At 66.6% G+C, this 18,972-nt stretch carries 11 protein-coding genes; 3 read left to right on the plus strand and 8 right to left on the minus strand.

All coding sequences use genetic code 11. The features are described from left to right. Positions 1-125 precede the first annotated feature (125 nt). Entirely contained in the window at positions 126-1,127 is a 1,002-nt protein-coding gene (locus IE126_RS17440) for an asparaginase (protein WP_189381728.1), read from the plus strand. Between the two features lie 277 nt (positions 1,128-1,404). Beyond that, a complete protein-coding gene (locus tag IE126_RS17445; protein WP_108129712.1) occupies positions 1,405-1,761 on the plus strand; it encodes a DUF2794 domain-containing protein in 357 nt (118 codons plus the stop codon). A 9-nt stretch (positions 1,762-1,770) separates the two neighbouring features. On the opposite strand, the gene IE126_RS17450 is transcribed toward IE126_RS17445, so the two are convergent. Genes IE126_RS17450 through IE126_RS17460 form a run of 3 tightly spaced genes read right to left on the minus strand, consistent with a single transcriptional unit; the run spans position 1,771 to position 4,412 of the window. After that, positions 1,771-2,592, minus strand: coding sequence for a C40 family peptidase (locus IE126_RS17450; protein ID WP_054302737.1), 822 nt, complete (start codon positions 2,590-2,592; stop codon positions 1,771-1,773). Between the two features lies 1 nt (position 2,593). Further along, positions 2,594-3,970 carry a leucyl aminopeptidase family protein gene (locus IE126_RS17455; protein ID WP_189381729.1) on the minus strand — a complete coding sequence of 459 codons (1,377 nt, stop codon included), beginning with the start codon at positions 3,968-3,970 and terminating at the stop codon, positions 2,594-2,596. 58 nt (positions 3,971-4,028) lie between these two features. Further along, positions 4,029-4,412, minus strand: a complete 384-nt coding sequence (locus IE126_RS17460) for a hypothetical protein (RefSeq protein WP_189381730.1) — start codon at positions 4,410-4,412, stop codon at positions 4,029-4,031. Between the two features lie 150 nt (positions 4,413-4,562). On the opposite strand from IE126_RS17460, the gene IE126_RS17465 reads away from it, so the two are divergent. Further along, entirely contained in the window at positions 4,563-5,210 is a 648-nt protein-coding gene (locus IE126_RS17465) for a carbonic anhydrase (RefSeq protein WP_108129710.1), read from the plus strand. Positions 5,211-5,226: 16 nt separating this feature from the next. Here the strand turns inward: IE126_RS17465 and zapE are convergent, their stop codons facing one another. From zapE to IE126_RS17490, 5 genes are all read right to left on the minus strand, one after another. Continuing rightward, complete coding sequence (gene zapE, locus IE126_RS17470) at positions 5,227-6,321, minus strand: cell division protein ZapE (RefSeq protein ID WP_189381731.1); 1,095 nt, start codon at positions 6,319-6,321, stop codon at positions 5,227-5,229. A gap of 37 nt (positions 6,322-6,358) precedes the next feature. After that, the gene (locus IE126_RS17475; protein WP_189381732.1) at positions 6,359-6,985 is read right to left on the minus strand and encodes a 4'-phosphopantetheinyl transferase family protein; all 627 of its coding nucleotides are present in this window, start codon (positions 6,983-6,985) and stop codon (positions 6,359-6,361) included. Next, the gene (locus IE126_RS17480; protein ID WP_189381733.1) at positions 6,978-11,492 is read right to left on the minus strand and encodes a MupA/Atu3671 family FMN-dependent luciferase-like monooxygenase; all 4,515 of its coding nucleotides are present in this window, start codon (positions 11,490-11,492) and stop codon (positions 6,978-6,980) included. The genes IE126_RS17475 and IE126_RS17480 overlap by 8 nt, the downstream gene beginning before the upstream one ends. Before the next feature lie 73 nt (positions 11,493-11,565). Next, a complete protein-coding gene (locus IE126_RS17485) occupies positions 11,566-12,531 on the minus strand; it encodes a glycosyltransferase (RefSeq protein WP_108129706.1) in 966 nt (321 codons plus the stop codon). A 4-nt stretch (positions 12,532-12,535) separates the two neighbouring features. Continuing rightward, complete coding sequence (locus IE126_RS17490; RefSeq protein ID WP_189381734.1) at positions 12,536-18,931, minus strand: type I polyketide synthase; 6,396 nt, start codon at positions 18,929-18,931, stop codon at positions 12,536-12,538. Positions 18,932-18,972 lie beyond the last annotated feature (41 nt).

The raw sequence follows: 18,972 nt of genomic DNA on the forward strand, positions 1-18,972 counted from the left end.
CCAGTACCGTTCTTCCGGCTTTTCCTGTGGCGGGCGGGCATTTCACCCGATATCCCTGCATAACAAGAAAATGGCAAGGCGCGAAAGTCTGCTGGGCAAGGAATCGCGCATCTGTGAGGATGAAAATGACAGCAGCGGTGCGGATGGTCGAACTCTGGCGTGGGGGGCTGCCGGAAAGCAGCCACAGCGGCCATGCAGTGATTTGCGATGAAACCGGCGCGATCGTCGAAAGCTGGGGCGACCCCGGTGCGGTGATCTTTCCGCGCTCCTCCTGCAAGATGTTGCAGGCGCTGCCACTGGTCGAAAGCGGGGCCGCCGATGCGGCGGGTCTGCGCCCGGCACAACTCGCGCTGTCCTGCGCCAGCCATCAGGGCGCAGCGCTGCATGTCGATACGGTGCGCGCCTGGATGGAGGGTCTGGGTCTGGCCGAGGCCGATCTGCGCTGCGGCAGCCACGAGCCGTCAGACCGGGCGGAACGCGACCGGCTGATCCGTGCGGGGGACGAGCCCTGCCAGTATCACAACAACTGTTCCGGCAAGCATGCGGGCTTCCTGACCTACAGCCGTCATGTGAAGGCGGGCCCTGAATATGTGGAAATCGACCATCCGCTGCAACGCGCCATCCGCGCCGCCTTTGAAGAGGTGACGGGCGAGGCCAGCCCCGGCTGGGGTGTCGATGGCTGTTCGGCCCCGAACTTCGCCACCACGGTCCATGGCCTTGCCCGCGCCATGGCCTCTTTCGCCGCCGCCACCGGCACGGGAGATGCCCGCGACCGCGCGGCGCACCGCCTGACGCGCGCCATGGCAGAATTTCCCGAACTTGTGGGTGGTGAAGGTCGTGCCTGTACCGAGCTGATGCGTGCCATGGGCGGCCGCGTGACGATCAAGACCGGAGCCGAAGCGGTATTCGTCGCTATCGTGCCCGAACGCAGGATGGGCATTGCGCTGAAGATCATCGATGGCAACAGCCGCGCGTCGGAGGCCGCCATCGCCGCACTTCTGGTGCGCCTTGGCGTGCTGGACCCGGCGCATCCCGCTGCCCGGCGGCGGCTCGCTGCGGTCCAGCGCAACTGGCGCGGGATCGAGACGGGCGAGATCCGGCTTGCCGAAGGCTTCCCCGGCGCCTGACCGCCCGGCGCACGCGCTGGCCAAATGACAAGACCCCCCGAAAAGCCGAAAGGGCTGTCCGGGGGGCCACTCACAGGCAAAAACCGGGGCCGACAGGCTGGGTGGGGGCTTTCGTCCATCGACCCCGGCTTTCACCCTGCTCTCACCATCCCCCGGATTCGCGGCGCAATCATGGTGCCATCCGGGCCTTTTGACGAAGATCGCGGCAAGCTTGAGGCCAAAGGGCCGCGCCGCCAGACCGCTTGATTTGCGGCAGGGTTGGTGACAGCATCATGACATGTCGATCCTGCCTCCCGTGCCGCCTGCCCCAATCCCGCTGCCCTCGACTTCGGCAGAGGTTGTGCGTTTCGACCGGATGGAACTGGGCCAGATCCTTTCGGTCTATGGCCGCATGGTCGCCGCAGGCGAGTGGCGCGATTATGCGATCTCTGCCCTGCGCGATGTTGCGATCTTCTCGGTTTTCCGCCGCACTGCCGAAGTGCCGCTGTACCGGATCGAGAAGCGCCCGAAGCTGCGGCAGAAACAGGGGGCCTATGCCGTGATCGGGGAAGGCGGGCAGGTGCTGCGACGCGGGCATGATCTGGTGGCCGTGCTGCGTGTCTTTGACCGCAAGCTGATCCGTCCCATCGAATAGGCCGTCAGGCTAGACGATCCGCTGCCGGTGCGTCACAGGCCCCTCCCCTGCCGCAAGGATACGGGCGATACCCTCACCGATATGTTCTTCCGTCACCGCCATGACCGAAGCAGTGGCGTGGATCATGTGGTCCGCGGACAGGGCGATGGCAACATGACCCTTCCAGAACAGAAGGTCATTGCGGCGCAGCGGCTCTTCGGCCGCGATGGCCCGCCCGCAGGCGGATTGCAGATCGCTGTCACCGGGCAGTGAAACCCCGCAGGCGGCGAAGGCAAGCTGGGCCAGCCCCGAACAATCAAGCCCGGCCACGGAATTGCCGCCCCAAAGGTAGGGCGCATCCAGAAACCTCTGCGCCACACGCGCCGGGTCCGGATGGTGCTGCCCCAGCGCCATAAGATGCATTGCGGGCACAAAGCCTGCCGCCGTTTCCGCCCAGGGGCCGGTTTGCCCGATGACCCTCAGCCTGGCCCCCATCGGCAGCTGCATCAATGCGCGGTGCTGCACTTTAGGCCCTTCGTAGAGATGCGTTGACGGGGTACAGACCCAGTGAGTTGCCGCCTCTGGCGCGCCCAACGCCCTGTCCGGCAGATAGCCGCAATAGCCATCCTTCGCCGCCTGCACGAAGGCCCAGCCTTCATGCCTGTCAATGACCGTCATCACCTCGCCGTGCAGCACCTGACGGTCCCGCGCGCCTTCGGGCGTTTTCAGCAGATCCGAAACAGCCGGCAGAACCCGCGCGGGTTCACCCGGCACATAGACCGGCGCATCGACAATCCCGCGCAAGCTGTCCAGCGCGGCACGGGCATTTGCGGGGGTCAGGCGCCGGTCCAAATCAGAGTCCCAGCATATCAGGAAGCGCGCACAGCAGCGCCCGCGCGCCTTGCCCCACGCCGCCCTTGGGCCGGGCCGGGGCATCGCTGGGCGTATGGCCGTAAATGTCGAAATGCATATAGCGCGGATGATCGGCAAAGCGGCGCAGGAACAGCGCGGCAGTAATCGACCCGGCAAAGCCGAAGCCCGGCGCATTGTCGAGATCGGCAATCCCCGGCTCGATCACGCTTTCATAGGCATCATGGAACGGCAGCCGCCACACCGGATCGGCACCTGTGGCAGCCCCCGCCTCCAGCGCCGCTGCCAGCCTTGCGTCATCGGTGTAATAGGGGGCGAGATCCGGCCCCACCGCCACCCGCGCCGCGCCGGTCAGCGTCGCCATCGAGACCAGAAGCTCCGGGTTTTCCTCTGCCGCCCATGTCAGCGCGTCACCCAGCACCAGCCGTCCTTCGGCATCGGTGTCATTTACCTCGACCGTCAGTCCCTTCCGCGAGCGCAGGATGTCCTTCGGCCGCATCGAACGGCCCGACACGCTGTTTTCCACAGCCGGAACGATGACGCGCAGCCGGATGGGCAAGTCCAGTTGCATGATCATCAGCGCCAGCCCCATGACCGTTGCCGCGCCGCCCATGTCCTTCTTCATAAGCTGCATGCCAGAGGACGGTTTCAGGTTCAGCCCGCCGGTATCGAAGCACACCCCCTTGCCGACCAGCGTCAGGCTCGGCCCCGTTTGCCCCCAGCGCAGCGACATCAGACGTGGCGCCCGGTCCGATCCCTTGCCGACCGCATGAACCATCGGGAAGTCCCGCTCCAGCGCTTCGCCCGCGACAATCTGGGTCGCGGCACCGAAACGCCCGGCCAGCGCCAGGAAGGCCGCCTCAAGCTCGGCCGGTCCCATATCCTGTGCGGGGGTGTTGATCAGGTCGCGGGTCAGATATTCCCCCGCCGCCATCGCCAGAATCTGCGCCTCATCCACACCCGCCGGGCATTTCAGGCCCGGCAGAATGCGGGTCGAAGGTTTGTAACGGTCGAACCGATACTGTGCCAGCAGCCAGCCCAGAGCCGCCTCGGCGGCGTGATCCGGCGGCAATCCCTCGAAATGCCAGTCGCCCGCAGGCAGGGTGGTGACCGCACGCGACAGGCCGAACCGGCTGCGCGCGCGGGTCTTCGCGGTGCCGAACCCGATCAGCGCCCCGGCCATGACCCCACCCTCGCCCGGCAGGGGCAGCACATCGCCCAGACCGGCCCTGAAGGCATTGTCCCGCGCCCAGACGGCAAGACCGGGCGGCGCGGCCTCCAGCCAGCGTTCCAGATCGTCGGCAGCCACCACATGCAGCGGGCGCGAGAGGCTTTGCGGATCGGCGAATGCGGGGGTCATGGCAACTCCTTCCAGATCGGCCGAAGCCTAGCCGTTCCACCGCCGCCCGCAAGCCCCGCTAAAGGCTCTGGTCCAGCACGTCCTTGTCCACCACCAAAGACCGCTCGGCCACCCGCAACAGCCGCGCCCAGACCGCCGCGAAAGCCGTCGAATCGCCCTGTTCCAGACAATCGCGGGCATCGGCGGCCACAAGGCCAAGGCTGATCATGCCCATATGTTCAGACATACGTTGCAGCCTGCGCAACTGGCGTGACAGGTTCGTCATGTCATGGCCGCGCACCTGCTGCGCCAGCCCCGCCATGGTCAGCGCAAGCTCCCCCAGCGCGCGCGTCACCACCTGTTCCGCCTGCGCGGTGCCCATATCACGATACATGGCCGCAACAGGCTCCACATCCTGCCGCAACTGCTCTTTCGGTCGAAGGACCGTTACCTGAACGCTCATGGCGTCACCCAACCCGTTGTTTCACACCCGCGTCCATCCTGCGCGGGCAGGCTGAACAAAAGGTTGCGGCTTGTAAAAGAAACCTCTCGAATTTTCTGCGATTGCATCGTATTGCCGGGCCACATTCTGCCAGATCTGACGGAGGCCCCGATGGAATACGCCAGACCGCTGCCGCACTACCTTGTCAGCCGCTACTCAGGCTGGAAGGCCACGACCTATCAGGACAACAAGGCCTGGTATCGCCGCCTCGCCGCCCATGGCCAGCATCCCCGCGCCATGATCATTTCCTGCTGCGATTCGCGTCAACATGTGACCTCGATCTTCGGTGCGGATGAAGGCGAGTTCTTCATCCACCGCAATATCGCCGGTCTCGTGCCGCCTTACAGCCCCGATGGCGGCAATCACGGCACTTCGGCCACGGTCGAATATGCGGTGACGGCGCTGAAAGTGGCGCATGTCATCGTCATCGGCCATTCCAATTGCGGGGGCGTGAAGGGCTGCGACGACATGTGTTCCGGCCACGCGCCGCAACTGCTGGAAAAAACCAGCTTCGTCGGCCGCTGGATGGATATTCTGCGCCCCGGTTATGAACGGGTTGCCCATCTGCCCGATGCCGACCGCGCCCGCGCACTGGAAAAGGAAGCGGTGCTGGTCAGCCTGGAAAACCTGATGACCTTCCCCTTCGTGCGCGAAGCCGTCGAATCGGAAATCCTGACCCTGCACGGGTTGTGGAACGACATCGGCGAAGGCGGGCTGGAACAATACGACCCTGCAGCCAAGGCCTTCGTGCCGTTCTGAGCCTTCGCGGCGGCGGTTACTCCGCCGCCGCCTCGCTGCCCCAGGCGGCATCCTGCATTTCACGCAGACGGCTGGCGGTGCGTTCAAATTCAAACGCCCCGGCGCCCTCGGCATAAAGCCGTTCGGGCACATCCGCCGCCGAACAGATCAGCCGCACCTTTGCCTCATACAAGGCGTCGATCAGCGTCACGAAGCGCTTCGCCTCGTTGTAGTTCGAGGCGGAAAGTTGTGGCACATCCTCCAGCACCAGCACGCGCAAGGCCTGCGCGATGGCCAGATAATCCGCCGGTCCCAGCGGACGGGCACAGAGATCCCAGAAGGTTGCGCGCCCCACGCCATTGGCAAAGCGCGGAATTTCCACCTGTCGGCCATTCACCTCCAGCAGCAGCGGCTGACCAGAGACCCCGCCCACCAGATCGCGCCAGATCGCCTCGATCGCCGGGCCGCTTTGCCCTGCCGGATGAAAATAGACCTGCGCCCCTTGCAGCCGGTGTTGGCGGTAATCGTTCGGGCTCTCCAGCTCGTGCACGATGAACCTCTCGCGCAGCCAGTCGATGAAGGGCAGGAACAGCCCGCGATTGAGCCCGTTCTTGTAGAGATCCTCGGGCACCCGGTTCGAGGTGGTCACGATCACCACGCCCTGATCGGCAAGCAGCTGGAACAGCCGCCCGACGATCATCGCATCGGTAATGTCGGTGATCTGCATTTCGTCGAAGGCCAGCAGGCGCACATCTTTGGCCACGCGGTCAGCCACAGGCTTCAGCGCATCTTCCACTCCGCGCTGTCGCGCCTCATGCATACCCTTGTGGATTTCCTGCATGAAAGCATGGAAATGCACCCGCCGCTTCTGCGTAATGTCCAGGCTTTCGACAAACAGATCCATCACCATGGACTTGCCGCGCCCCACCCCGCCCCAAAGATACAGCCCCTTGGGTGGCGTCACCGGGCGGGCGAACAGGCCCGCGAACAGCCCCACCTTGCGGGTGGCGTTTTCCTCCAGCCAGCGGCGCAGATCCTCAAGGATCGGCAATACTGCATGTTGGGCTGGATCGGGCCGCAGCCGTCCGGCAGCGACACGGGCTTCGTAGATCTGGGTCAGGGTCTCGCGCATGATCCTGTCATAGCGGCGCCGCAGCGCCGCGAAAAGATCAGAGCGTTACCGTACACAGGAAATGGCCCGCCACCTCGGCCCATCTGCCATGCAGGATATGGCCGCCACGGAAGGGGGTGATTTCCTCCTGAAATGTCGCCGTGAAGCTGTCGGGTTGCAGATCGACCGACAGGACATGGAAATCGAACAGCGTGCGGCTGAGGCCATATTGCGCCTTGTAGGCAGCTTCCTTGGCTGCAAAGGCCAGCTTGGCCCTGTGCGGGTCGTAATGCTCTTCCTCGGGGCGCAGGACCGCCGCGCGCAGATCGTCCTCCAGCGGCAGCGCCGGTTCCAGATCGACACCAAGCCCCCGAAGGGGCGAGGGCACGGCGACGGCGGCAAGGCAAAGCTGCGCCGAATGGCTGATCGAGCCGATCAGCCCCCTGGGCCAGACCGGCGCGCGGTCCTCACCCATCGGCACCGGCAGGGGCGGCAGGCCAATCATCGCCATCGCCTCGCGCACCGCCACTCGACCGGCGCGGAACTCGGCCAGCCGCTGGGGCAGGCCGCTCGCCTCTTCGCCCGGAAAGGGAGGATGATCACCCTGCGGATCGCTGACACCAACCCCGACGGCCGCGGGCAGAAGATCCCGTGCCGCAACAGACAACGCCTTCAGATCAGCCATCGCGCCCCGTCCGCAGCGCACGCCGCCGCGCCATCATGTCGGCCCGCGTGGCCGCCCGGTCTTCCGTCACCGGCGGCGGCGCGGTTGTATTGGCAGCAGGGGCAGCCAAGGGCTTCACGGCGTCCCCCAGATGCGCGGCCAGTGCGGACAGAACGGGGAAGCGGAAGATGTCGGTGATCGACAGCTTCGACAGCCCCAGACCGTCGCGCAATTCCCGGTGGGCCTGCACCGCCAGCAGCGAATGCCCGCCAAGTGCAAAGAAATTATCCTTCGCGCCGACCTTGGGCACACCCAGCACGCGCTGCCAGACCTCGGCGATCTGCGCCTGAAGGCCCGTCTGCGGCGCCTCGTGCACCACCGCCGCCACCTGAACCTGCGGCGCGGGCAGCGCCTTGCGGTCCACCTTGCGGTTGGGGGTCAGCGGAAAGACCTCCAGCCGCAGGAAATGCGCGGGCACCATATGTTCGGGCAGGCTGTCAGCCAGCGCCGTCCGCAGCGCAGTTTCCTGTGCCGTGCCAGTGTAATAGGCCACCAGCCGCAAATCGCCCGGCTGATCCTCGCGTGCCAGAACCACCGCCTGCGTGACGCCCGGAAGCGCCTCCATCCGGCTTTCGATCTCGCCCAGTTCGATCCGGTAGCCGCGTAGCTTCACCTGGAAATCGGCCCGACCGAGATAGTCGAGCCTGCCATCCCTCCGCAGCCGCACCAGATCGCCGGTGCGATACATCCGGCCGCCTGCCCCGAACGGATCGGGCAGGAAGCGCTCCGCCGTCAGATCTTCGCGCTGCCAGTAGCCGCGCGTCACGCCATCGCCGCCAATCCACAACTCGCCCGCCACACCGGGGGGCACCGGCTGCTGCCGGTCGTCCAGCACATAGACCTGTGTATTGGCAATGGGGGTGCCGATGTTCACCACGCCTTCGCCATCGCCCGCTTCCTCGACCGTGGACCAGATCGTCGTTTCGGTCGGCCCATACATGTTGAGGATACGCGCCCCGGTCACCTTGCGCAGATCGCGGACGAAAGCGCCCGGCAGCGCCTCGCCGCCCAGCATCAGGGTCTTTACCTGCCCCAGCGCCATACCAGCCTCGGCATTCATCAGGATCATCCGCGCCATTGAGGGCGTGCATTGCAGATGCGTCACCTTGTGGCGCAGGATCTGCGCGGCAATCGAGAAATCGTCTGCCGCAGGTTCCCCGCCCGCATTGGCGCGGCGCAGCACCTCGGCCAGCGGATAGAGCCCCTCCATCACCGCCTCGGGCGCGATGCCATAGTCGATCAGACAGGCCACCTCGGTCACGCCGATGCGTTTCAGGCTTTCGACCCGGTCCAGCGCATCCTCGACCGTGCCGAACAGGCCCGAATCCTCGAAATAGCGGTGGAAGGCAAAATCGAGGATCGCCTCGTTCTCCTCGTCCGACAGGCTGCGCAGGTCGATGTCCTGCGGATTTTCGATGCCCTGCGGCTTCTTGAAGGCCGGGAAGGCCCAGGCATATTGCTTAACAAGGCCCACGGCCGAGGCGAGGTAATCCTTCATCGGCTTTTCCGCCACCCGCCGCGCCTGATCGCGGTCGCGGCAAACATAGGTGTGCAGCATCAGCGTCACCTTAAAATCCGCCGGATCATGGCCCGCCTTGCGCAGCGCGTCGTGATAGATGCGGATCTTGTCGGCGACTTCCTCGATGCTCTGGCCCAACAGGTGCGTCAGCACATTGGCACCGATCTCGCCTGCCTCGCGCCAGGTCGCAGGGTTACCGGCGGTGGTGATCCAGACCGGCAGCTCCTTCGACACCGGGCGCGGTTGTGTCACCACACCAAAGGTTCCGGTTTTCGTCGGGAAATCCACAGTCTCGCCCCGCCACAGGCGGCGGACCTGCTCAATCCCCTCGAACATCGCGGCGCGGTTATTCGGCGGAGTGTTTTCGGGGCGCAGGACAAAATCGTCCGGCTGCCAGCCCGAGGCGACGGCCAAAGCGGCCCGCCCGTTTGTCAGATTGTCGATCACGGCCCAATCTTCGGCCACCCGTGCGGGGTGATGCAAGGGCAAAACGACCGAACCCGACCGCACACCGATGTTCTTCGTGACCGCCGCGACCGCCGCGCCCGTGACCGCAGGGTTCGGATAGGGACCGCCGAAGGCGTGAAAATGCCGCTCTGGCGTCCAGACGGCGCAGAAGCCGTGGCTGTCGGCGAATTTCGCGCCCTCCAGCAGCAATTCGTATTTCTTCGGCCCGGCGCCGTCGTCATTGCCCCAGTAATAAAGCGAAAACTCCATCCCCTTCGCCGAGCCGATGCGCCCGTTCGATACCAGTGCCCGGTTTTCGTCGCTGGTCAGCACCAGCTTGAACCCGCGCGCCAGCGTCCAGAACAGTTCCAGCACCGAGATGTCGAAGGACAACGAGGTGACGGCCAGCCAGACCGCCCCTGTCGTGTGGTCGATGCGGTCATCCATCCCGGCAAAGAAATTCGCCACATTGCGATGTTCAACCATCACCCCCTTGGGGCGTCCGGTGGAACCGGAGGTATAGATCATATAGGCCAGATCGGCGGAGGTGACGCCGCTGTGCGGATTGGCCTCGGGCGCCGTGGCCAGCCGGGCATCGGTATCAAGGCACAGCTGCGCCGGACCAGCGGGCAAGGCCGCGGACAGTGCGCCTTGCGTCACGATCACCGGGCAGACGCTGTCTTCGATGAACAGGGCCGTGCGCTCGGCCGGATAGGCAGGGTCCATCGGCACATAGGCGCCCCCCGCCTTGAGGATGGCCAGCGCGCCCACCAGCAGATCGAGCGAGCGGCGGCAATGCAGGCCGACCAGCGTGCCGGGGAGAACTCCCATACCCGCCAGCACATGCGCGGCACGATTGGCCCGGGCGTTCAGTTGCGCATAGGTCAGGCTTTCGCCCTCGAAAACCACGGCCACCGCCTCGGGGCTGCGCACCACCTGCGCCTCGAACGCCTGATGCACGCATTGCGTGGCGTCATAGGATGTCGCCGTGCGGTTCAGGGCGACCAGCGCCGCCTCGCGCTCCGCGTCAGTCAGAACCGGCAGACTTTCCACCCGCGCCTCGCCCTGCGCGGCAGCGGCAAAGGTTGACAGGCGTGCAGCCAGCGCCTCCGCCTGTTTCACGCTCAGGCGGCTCGCGTCATAATGCAGCGCGTCAGGGGAAAGCGTGACCACCGTGCCCGGTACCGGCGCAAGGCCAATGCCAAAGGCGGGCGGGGCCAGCCCGAACAGCCGCCGCTCACGCGCCAGCAAGTCCAGCGCGAAGGCCGGATGCAGCCCGGCCGCCTGCAAGGCTGCCTCCACCCGGTCCAGCGCCTCGGGCAGCGGGCCCTCGGCCGCCACCCGCAGCGGCACCCAGTCCGACAGGATGCCCTCCGTCGCATGGGCCGCGCCACAGGCCAGATCGGCCACCGGCTTGCCCGACAGCCGCACCGCTCCAAGGGCGCCCAGTGCCAGTGACGGCAGGGACAGCGGAACCGATTTCCAGACTTCCGGTGCCGTCGCGGCGGTGGCCCCCGGCACCTCGGCGGGGTCGAGCGTCAGCAGCGCCCTGCGATGCGCCAGTTCCTTCGGCACCACCCCGGCCAGCGCGCGGGTCAGGGCCTCTGCCTCCGCCGGGCTGGCCGATGTCAGCGCGTTCGGCAGGCTGAGACCTGAAACCGGGAAGCCCTTCTGGCAGGTCAGCCGCGACAGCCGCACTGCGCCTGTGCCGCAGGCCACCGTCACGGCATCCTCGCGCGCCGCCAGCACCTGCCCCGGCACACCGACACCGGGCACCACCTCAGCCCCGCCTGCCACGACATAACGCCGCCCGTCCCACAGCTTTGCCGTGGTCAGCGGATTCCAATAGCTGCCATGATCCAGCGCCCGCACCAGCCCGGCCACCTGATCCGCGCTTTGGGTGAAATCGATCCGTCCTGCCGCAGCTGGACGATCCGTCCGCAGATGCAGGCTGCGCTGTGTGAAATCCTGTGCCACGCCCGGCGCATCGGCCTCCAGCGCCGCCATCACCTCGGCGAAGCTGTCCAAAGCTGCCTCGAAACAGCGGGTGTTCAGCGTCAGCGCAGTATCGGTCGCGGCAATGGGAAAGCGGCGCTGCACCAGAATAGCGCCTTCGTCCACGCCATCGGTGATGCGATGCCAGGTGATGCCATGTTCCGACTCGCCGCCCAGAATGGCCCAGACCGGCGCGTTCAGACCGGCATGACGCGGCAGCGGCCCGTCGTGGAAGTTCACGCCGCCCTTCGCCGCGCATTGCAAGGCGGTCTCGGGCACCAGCGAGAGGTTGGCCACCGACAAGAGCCAGTCCACCGCGCCAGGCAGCCCCGTCTCCCACCCCGGTTCCTGCGCGATGACCGTCAGCCCCTGCCCCACGCCCCAGGCGGCGACATCCGCATTGCGGGTGATCAGCGCCGCAATGGCATGGCCACGCGCCAGCCACATCGCACCGCATTCGCGCGTCAGGCTTTCATTGCCGATCAGGTAACAGGACACCGGGTTCATCATACACTCCTTCCGCCCCTTGCGGGCGGCGATGCCCCTGTTGCAAGGGGCGCACACCATTCTTCCTCCGGGTTTACCCCGGATCGCGCTGCCCGACCCGCCGCAAGGAATGCACGATCAGATCGCGCAGGAAATGCGGCGGATCGCCCCGGTCCTTGCGTTGCACCAGCAGGCGCAGCCGCCACAAGACCCCGCCCGCCACATGGGCAAGCGTCGCGACAGCGGCATAGATATGCCCATGGTTCTTGGTGAAATAATGGCGCCGGCTGTCCAGCCAGAATTGCGGAATGCGGCTCCAGGTCTTCATGCCCGTCGAAACCGAGCCGATATGCGTGACCTCGGAGCCGCGCACATAATCGGTGGGCCACCCCGCACGGGCCGCGCGCAGGCACAGGTCGGTTTCCTCAAAGTAAAGGAAGAAAGTTTCATCGAACAGCCCGATCCGGTCCAGCACCTCCCGCCGCATCATCAGGCTGGCACCTGCCAGCCAGTCGACCCGCGTGGTCGCCTGCGGGATCGGCTGGGCAACGATATGGCGTCGCAACAGGCGCGAGATCGGGCCGAAGCGCGCGGCGCCTTCAAGTTCCGACCAGAGGGTCGGAAAGCGGAAGGCTGTGCGATGCGGCGCGCCATCATCCCCATGGATATAGCTGCCCGCGAAGCCGGTGGCGGGATGGGTCTCAAGATGATCCAGCAGCGCACGGATGGCACCGGGATCGGGGAAAGCATCCGAGTTCAGGATATAGACGTAATCGGGCCGCACATCGCCCGGCAGGCCCGCACGAATGCCAAAGTTGTTGCCCGCGCCGAAGCCGCCGTTGCGTCCGGATTGCAGCACCTGCACAGGCACCGCGCCACGGTCCCAGCCGCGCGCGGTGACGCCTGCCTGCATCGCCTCGAACGAGCCATCGCCCGACGCATTGTCAACGATGGTGATGGCGCCCTCAAGCCCGGCCATTTCGCGCAGCGCCGCCTCGCAGGCGCGCAGCGTCATGTCAGGCGTCCGCCAGTTGAGAATGACCGTCAGCAGCCGGGGCATCGCGTCACTCCGCCGCCTCGCGCAGATGCGGGGCCGGGGCTTCGGCCGCCGCAATCGCCTCGCGCAGACGCGCTGCCAGAACGCGGACATTCGGCTCCAGCACCATGCTGTCGTGATCGCCCGGAACCTCCTGCACCACCAGCGCCGGGGCGAAACGGGTCAGGTCATTGTCTGCGAACACATATTCCTTCGCGGCGCTGACCCACTGACCGTTAGACACCTTCCACTTGCGGTCCAGCGGCGGACGGAACAGGGCGGTCGGCCCTTTGCGAAGCGGCAGTGCATATTGCGGCAGGGCGGCCCGGAAGGCGGCTTCGATTTCCGCGTTGTGGAACTGATTTGAAGTTTCCGTCACTGCTTTGGGGCGACGCTTCTGCACCTCCCAGGCCCAGCGCGCTTTCGCCCAGTCCAGCAGATAACCCGGCCCCCGCATCTTCAGCTCTGCCAGCTTGATCAGCGCCTTGTCGCGACCGGACAGCGGCGGGCGCAACGGCAGCGGCGTATCGAGCAGAACCAGAAGCGAAACCGCCTCACCCTCCGCCTCCAGTTGCCGCGCCATTTCCCATGCGGTCAGGCCGCCACCCGAGAACCCGCCCAGAAGGTAAGGCCCCTGAGGCTGCACCTGCCGAAGTTCGGCGATGTAGTCACGGGCGGCCTCGGGCAAGGTGCGGTGCGGCTCATCCTCGCCGAACAGCCCGCGCGCCTGAAGGCCATAGAACGGCCGATCCCCACCCAGAAGCTGCGCCAGATGCCGCAGGTTCAGCACATTGCCGAACATACCCGCGACAAGGAAAAACGGCTGCTTCGGCCCGCCCGCACCTTCGTGCATGGCAACCAGATGCGTGAAGCGACGGGTCGGCTGCGGCGCCTTTTCGGCCACGCTGTCCTGCGGACCGATGCGTTCCTCGATCAGACGGGCACAGGCGGCGATGGTCGGCGCCTCGAACAGCACCGAGATCGGGAAATCCACCCGGAACGCCTTTTTCACCATGGCGAACAGGCGCACCGCAATGAGGCTGTGCCCGCCCAGCGCGAAGAAATCATCCTCGACCCCGACCTGCCCGACGCCCAGCAGATCCTGCCAGAAGCCGACCAGCGTGCGTTCGATGTCATTGCGTGGCTCGATATAGTCGCTGTCCAGATCCGGGCGGGCGAAGCTCTGCCCCTCCGGTCGTGCGGCGGCCTCGGCCCGGTCAGCCTGCCGCACCAGCGCGGGCAGGTCCAGCGACGAGACGATGACCTGCGACTGCCCGGTTGCCACGGCACGCAGGAAGGCATCGGCGCCCTCTTCGGCGCGGATGCCCTGCGACAGGTTGTGCAGCAGCCGCTCCTCTTGCGGCGAGGCCGGGCGGGCGCCTGCGGGATCGGTGTCGAAGGTCAGATCGCGTTCGGCCAGTGGCGGTGCGGCAAAGCCGGTTTCCAGCCGCCGGATGGTGAAGCCCTCGATCTCGGCCAGCACGCGGCCGGTGTCGTCCGCCAGCGTGACGTCGAATACCGCCACCGGTCCCTCGCCCCGGTTGGCGGCAGCATTGCGCACCCAGCTGTGGACCCGCGCCGGGATCGGCCCCCAGACCCGCACCCGGCCATAGGAGACCGGCACCCAGAGGTGGTCGGGGCGGTAGCCCTCGATCAGGCCCATGGCCCAGCCGGTCGCCAGATCCATCAGCGCCGGATGCATCAGCCAGCCCTGTGTCAGATCGACCTGCGCTGCCAGCGGCAGGGTCAGCACCGCCAGCCCCTCGCCCTGCCCCAGCGCCATGCGGTGCAGCACGCGCCAGCGCGGACCGAAGGCAAGGTGGTCCTCCTGTGGCGAGCGGATGCCTCTCGCATCCTCGGCTGCCGGTCCCATCCGCGCGGCAATCGCCGCCAGATCGACCGTGGCCGCCGTTCCCCGCAGCGGCATCAGCCGCCCCTGCGCGTTCAGTGCAAACCCCTGCCGCCCGCGCCAGTCCTGCGCAGAACGGACCTCGAACGCAAAGCCCTCGTCCGTGGCGGACAGTCGCAACCGCATCGCGCGCTGCGCGTCATCCGCCACTTCAAGCGCGCGGAAGAACATCAGATCGCGCAGTTCAAAGGCCGCCCAGCCTTCTTCCGCCGCCGCCTCGGCCGCGATTTCCAGATAGCCGGTACCGGGCACCAGGGCCTGACCGGCCGTCGTGCGGTGGCCATCCAGCAGCCAGCTTCCGGTATTCAGATCGGTCTCGTAAAGCCGCGCGCCCTCGCGGTCAAAGGTGCTCTCGGCCAGCAGGGGGCGCCCGCTGACCGGCAGTTTCGGCGCGGGTGGGCGGTTGCCGGTGCGGTCTGCCAACGCCTCTGCCGCCATGCCGACATCGGACCAGATACCCCAGTTCAGCGCCAGAACCCGCGTCTTGCCCCCAGCCCGTGCCTGCGCAAAGGCGTTCAGGTATTCGTTCGCCGCCACATAATCCACCTGCCCCGCCGGGCCGGTGATGGTGGAGGTCGAGGAAAACAGCACCAGCAGATCCAGCGTCCCATCGGGGAACAGCGTATCCAGCACCTGCGTGCCGTGCAGCTTCGGCGCAAAGACCTCCTCCACCGCCGCCGGACTCTTGGTCAGCAGCGGGCCGTCGTCCACCACACCCGCCGCATGGATCACCGCGCGGATGCGGCCGAATTCGGCCTCCGCCTCCGTGATCGCCGCGCGCATCTCCTCGGTGTTGCAGACATCGGCGCGGGCGACCCGCACCTCGGCGCCAAGGCTTTCCAGCCGCTGCACCGCGAGGATGCGCCGCGACAGCGGATCGGCAGCACCGTGCCGGGCCAGATGCGCTGTCCAGTCGTCACGCGGCGGCAGATCGCGCCGCGCGATCAGCAGGATCTTTGCCTTCGCTGCAACCGCCAGCTTTTCGGCCAGCGTCAGCCCGATACCGCCGAAACCGCCGGTGATCAGCACCGGCGCACCTTCCGGCAGGTCCAGCCGCGCCTCTGGCAGCGGCAGTTTCCTCAGCCCGCGCTCCAGCCGCTTGCCATCGCGCAGCGCCGCCATGCGGTTACCCGGCGGGGCAAGCAAATCCTCGCAGACCTCGGCCGCCAAACGCTCCATCGCCGCCGGATCGGGCTTGGCCCGCCAGCCGCGCACCGGGACGGGCAGCCGCAGGTCCAGCGTCGCGCAGGTCATTCCCGGCAGTTCGCGCGGGATCACCCGCACCGGCCCCGCAATCGCGGCCTTCTCGGGGTAAGGCAGCCCTTCGTCCGCGACCTGCACCGCGCCGCTGGTCACCACGGTCATGTGGATCGGCTGAGGCAGGTTTTCCCCGGCAATCGCCTGCCCGAGGAACATCAGCGCATAGAAGCCCTGTTCGATATTGCGATGGAAGAAGCTTGATCCGGGTCGGAAGCTTTCGCGCTCCGTCACCAGCCAGAAATGCGCAATGCGGTCGGGGGCATGGCCATGCGCGACCAGATCGCGGATCAGCGCATCATAGCCTTCGCGCCCGCGTTCAGGATTGAGGGTATAGTTCCCTTCACCATCACGGGCGAAAGCATCGCCGCTGCGCACCACGGTCACGCGATGCCCCTCGGCACGCAACCGCGTGACGACCGGCACGGCAAGCCCCGCCTCGTCGGCGAAGACCAGCCAGCTGTGCGCTGCGGGCTCGTCCTCTTCCTCGGCGGCACGGGCACGCCAGACCGGGCGCCAGCCCCAGCCCGCGACATCCGCGATCCGCGCGGGTGTTTCCTCAACCCCGGCGGCCTGCGGCTGCGCCGGTTCGACGAAATAGGTTTTGCGCTGGAAGGCATAGCCCGGCAGCGGCACGCGCCGGCGCCGCGCCCCGCCCCAGACCGGCTCCCAGTCCACCGGCACGCCGCAGGCCCAAAGCCGGGCGATGCTGGCCATGTGCCAGGCATCATCCGCCATCTGCTGTTCGGGGTGGCGCAGCGCCGCGACCACCTGCCCCGGTGCCACGCCATTGGCCTGCGCCAGCGATGACAGCGCGCGGCCCGGCCCCATCTCCAGATACACCCGGCCCGGCGTCGCGGTCAGATGCTCCATCCCCTGCCGGAACAGCACCGTGTTGCGCAGATGGCGGACCCAGTAATCGGGGTCCGTCGCCTCTGCCGCCGTCAGGGGCAGCCCGGTCCGGTTGGAGATTACAGGCACCTCCGGCCCATGCAGCGGGATCGACCGAAGATAGGCGCCGAAGCGGGCCAGGATCGGCTCCAGCATCCGGCTGTGCGCGGCGATGTCGATAAGGATGCGCTGGGTTTCCACCTCATCCGCCGCCAGGGCGGCGGCCAGGTCTGCCAGCGCCGCATCGGGGCCGGAGACGACACAGAGCCCCGGCGCATTCACGCTGGCCATATCCAGATCGCCGGTCAGACGCGGGCGCAGTGTTGCCTCCTCCATCGGGACCGACAGCATCCCACCCGGCGGCACGGTATCGAACAACTGCCCGCGCAGATGCACGAGGCCTATGCAGTCCTCGAAAGACATCACACCGGCCAGACAGGCGGCGGTATTTTCACCCATGGAATGCCCGATCAGCGCGGCAGGCTGCACGCCCCAGCTTTGGTAGAGCTTCGCCAGCGCATATTCGACGATCATGATCAGTGGCAACTGCACCGAGGGCCGTTTCAGGCGCGCATTGGCCGCTGCCTCCTGCCCCGGTTCGGGCAGCCAGAGGGCGCGGATGTCGTAGTCGAGCTTCGGTTGCAGCACCGCAAGGCCGCGATCCATCCAGTCGCGGAATTCAGGTTCGGTATCGTAAAGATCCCGGGCCATTCCGGCGAATTGCGCCCCGCCACCGGGGAACATGAACACGACCTCCGGGTCATCCCCCAGCCAGTCATGGCTGAACACCCGGCGCGGGTCTTTGCCCTCCAGCAGATCGGCAGCCCCGGCATGGCTTTCAGCCACCAGAACCCGGCGTTTTTCAAAGGCGCGGCGGCCCTCCTTCAGCGTGAAGGCCACATCAGCCAGCGGCTGTTCCGGGTGTGCCCGCAGATGTGCCGCCAGGCGCACTGCCTGCGCATCCAGCGCGGTCTTCGATTTTGCAGAAATCACGATGGGCTGGAACGGCCAGTCGGAGGCGTCCGACACCTCTCGGCCCGGCGCCTCTTCCAGCACGGCATGGGCATTGGTGCCGCCGACGCCAAGGCTGTTGACCCCGGCGCGACGCGGGCGGCCCTTGCCCTCCCACGGGGTCAGCCGGTCATTCACCCGGAAGGGCGAGGTTTCGAAATCAATCGCCGGGTTCGGCGCCTCGTAGCCAAGGCTGGGCGGCATCTCGCGGTGATGCAGGCTCAGCGCGACCTTGATCAGGCTCGCCACCCCGGCGGCAGTATCCAGATGGCCGATGTTGGTCTTGACGCTGCCAATGCGACAGGTGCCCACGCTTTGCGCGCTTTCGGCAAAGCCTTGCGTCAGCGCCGCCACCTCGATCGGGTCACCCAGATAGGTGCCGGTGCCGTGGCATTCGACATAGTCGACGGTATCCGAGGTCACGCCTGCAATCGCCTGCGCCTCGGCCACGCACCGCGCCTGCCCCTCGACCGAGGGCGCCAGATAGCCCGCCTTCGCCGCGCCGTCATTATTGACTGCGCTGCCCTTCACGATGGCCCAGATATGATCGCCGTCACGGATCGCATCGACCGCGCGGCGCAGCACCACACAACCCGCGCCCGAGCCGAAAACCGTGCCCTGCGCGCGATGGTCGAAGGCGTGGCAGTGGCCGTCGGGCGACAGGATCTCGCCCTCGTGGAACACATAGCCCCGGCCCTGCGGCAGTTCGATGGTCACGCCGCCCGCCAGCGCCATGTCGCATTCGCCATTCAGCAGCGCCTGCGAGGCATAGTGCGCCGCCACCAGCGAGGTGGAACAGGCGGTCTGAAGGTTGATGCTCGGCCCCTTCAGGTCGAAGATATGGCTGACGCGGGTCGACAGGAAATCCTTGTCGTTTCCGGTATGGCGCAGCAGGAACATGCCGGTGCCGTCGACCAGATCGCGGTTGGAGCAGAGGTTGAAGTAGAAATAGCTGCCCATGCCGCAACCGGCATAAACACCAATGGCGCCGCGGAACGCCTCGGGCACATGACCCGCGTTCTCCATCGCCTCCCACGCCACCTCCAGGAACTGCCGGTGCTGCGGATCAAGGATCGCAGCCTCTTTCGGAGAGAAGCCGAAGAAATCGGCATCGAAATCGGCAAAGCCGTCCAGCGGCGCGGCGGCGGGCACATAATTCGGGTTGCGCAGCTTCGCCGGGTTTTCACCATTGGCCAGCAATTCGGCCTCGGTCAGATGGCGGATGCTTTCGATCCCGTCGCGCAGGTTCTGCCAATACGCCTCGACCGAGGGCGCACCGGGCAGATGCGCCGCCATCCCGACAATTGCAATGTCGGTTTCCGAAATCCCCGACGGTTCAAACCCCTTGTCCGACATCCACTTTCACCAATCCGGCAACCGCCCAAAAGCTGCGGCCA

Source organism: Gemmobacter nanjingensis, assembly GCF_014652195.1.
GTDB lineage: Bacteria > Pseudomonadota > Alphaproteobacteria > Rhodobacterales > Rhodobacteraceae > Gemmobacter > Gemmobacter caeni.

Excerpts from the sequence above, each read along its gene's own strand:
- IE126_RS17440 (WP_189381728.1), top strand. The coding sequence starts at position 126 with ATGACAGCAGCGGTGCGGATGGTCGAACTCTGGCGTGGGGGGCTGCCG.
- IE126_RS17445 (WP_108129712.1), top strand. The coding sequence starts at position 1,405 with ATGTCGATCCTGCCTCCCGTGCCGCCTGCCCCAATCCCGCTGCCCTCG.
- IE126_RS17455 (WP_189381729.1), bottom strand. The coding sequence starts at position 3,970 with ATGACCCCCGCATTCGCCGATCCGCAAAGCCTCTCGCGCCCGCTGCAT.
- IE126_RS17460 (WP_189381730.1), bottom strand. The coding sequence starts at position 4,412 with ATGAGCGTTCAGGTAACGGTCCTTCGACCGAAAGAGCAGTTGCGGCAG.
- IE126_RS17465 (WP_108129710.1), top strand. The coding sequence starts at position 4,563 with ATGGAATACGCCAGACCGCTGCCGCACTACCTTGTCAGCCGCTACTCA.
- zapE (WP_189381731.1), bottom strand. The coding sequence starts at position 6,321 with ATGCGCGAGACCCTGACCCAGATCTACGAAGCCCGTGTCGCTGCCGGA.
- IE126_RS17475 (WP_189381732.1), bottom strand. The coding sequence starts at position 6,985 with ATGGCTGATCTGAAGGCGTTGTCTGTTGCGGCACGGGATCTTCTGCCC.
- IE126_RS17480 (WP_189381733.1), bottom strand. The coding sequence starts at position 11,492 with ATGAACCCGGTGTCCTGTTACCTGATCGGCAATGAAAGCCTGACGCGC.
- IE126_RS17485 (WP_108129706.1), bottom strand. The coding sequence starts at position 12,531 with ATGCCCCGGCTGCTGACGGTCATTCTCAACTGGCGGACGCCTGACATG.
- IE126_RS17490 (WP_189381734.1), bottom strand. The coding sequence starts at position 18,931 with ATGTCGGACAAGGGGTTTGAACCGTCGGGGATTTCGGAAACCGACATT.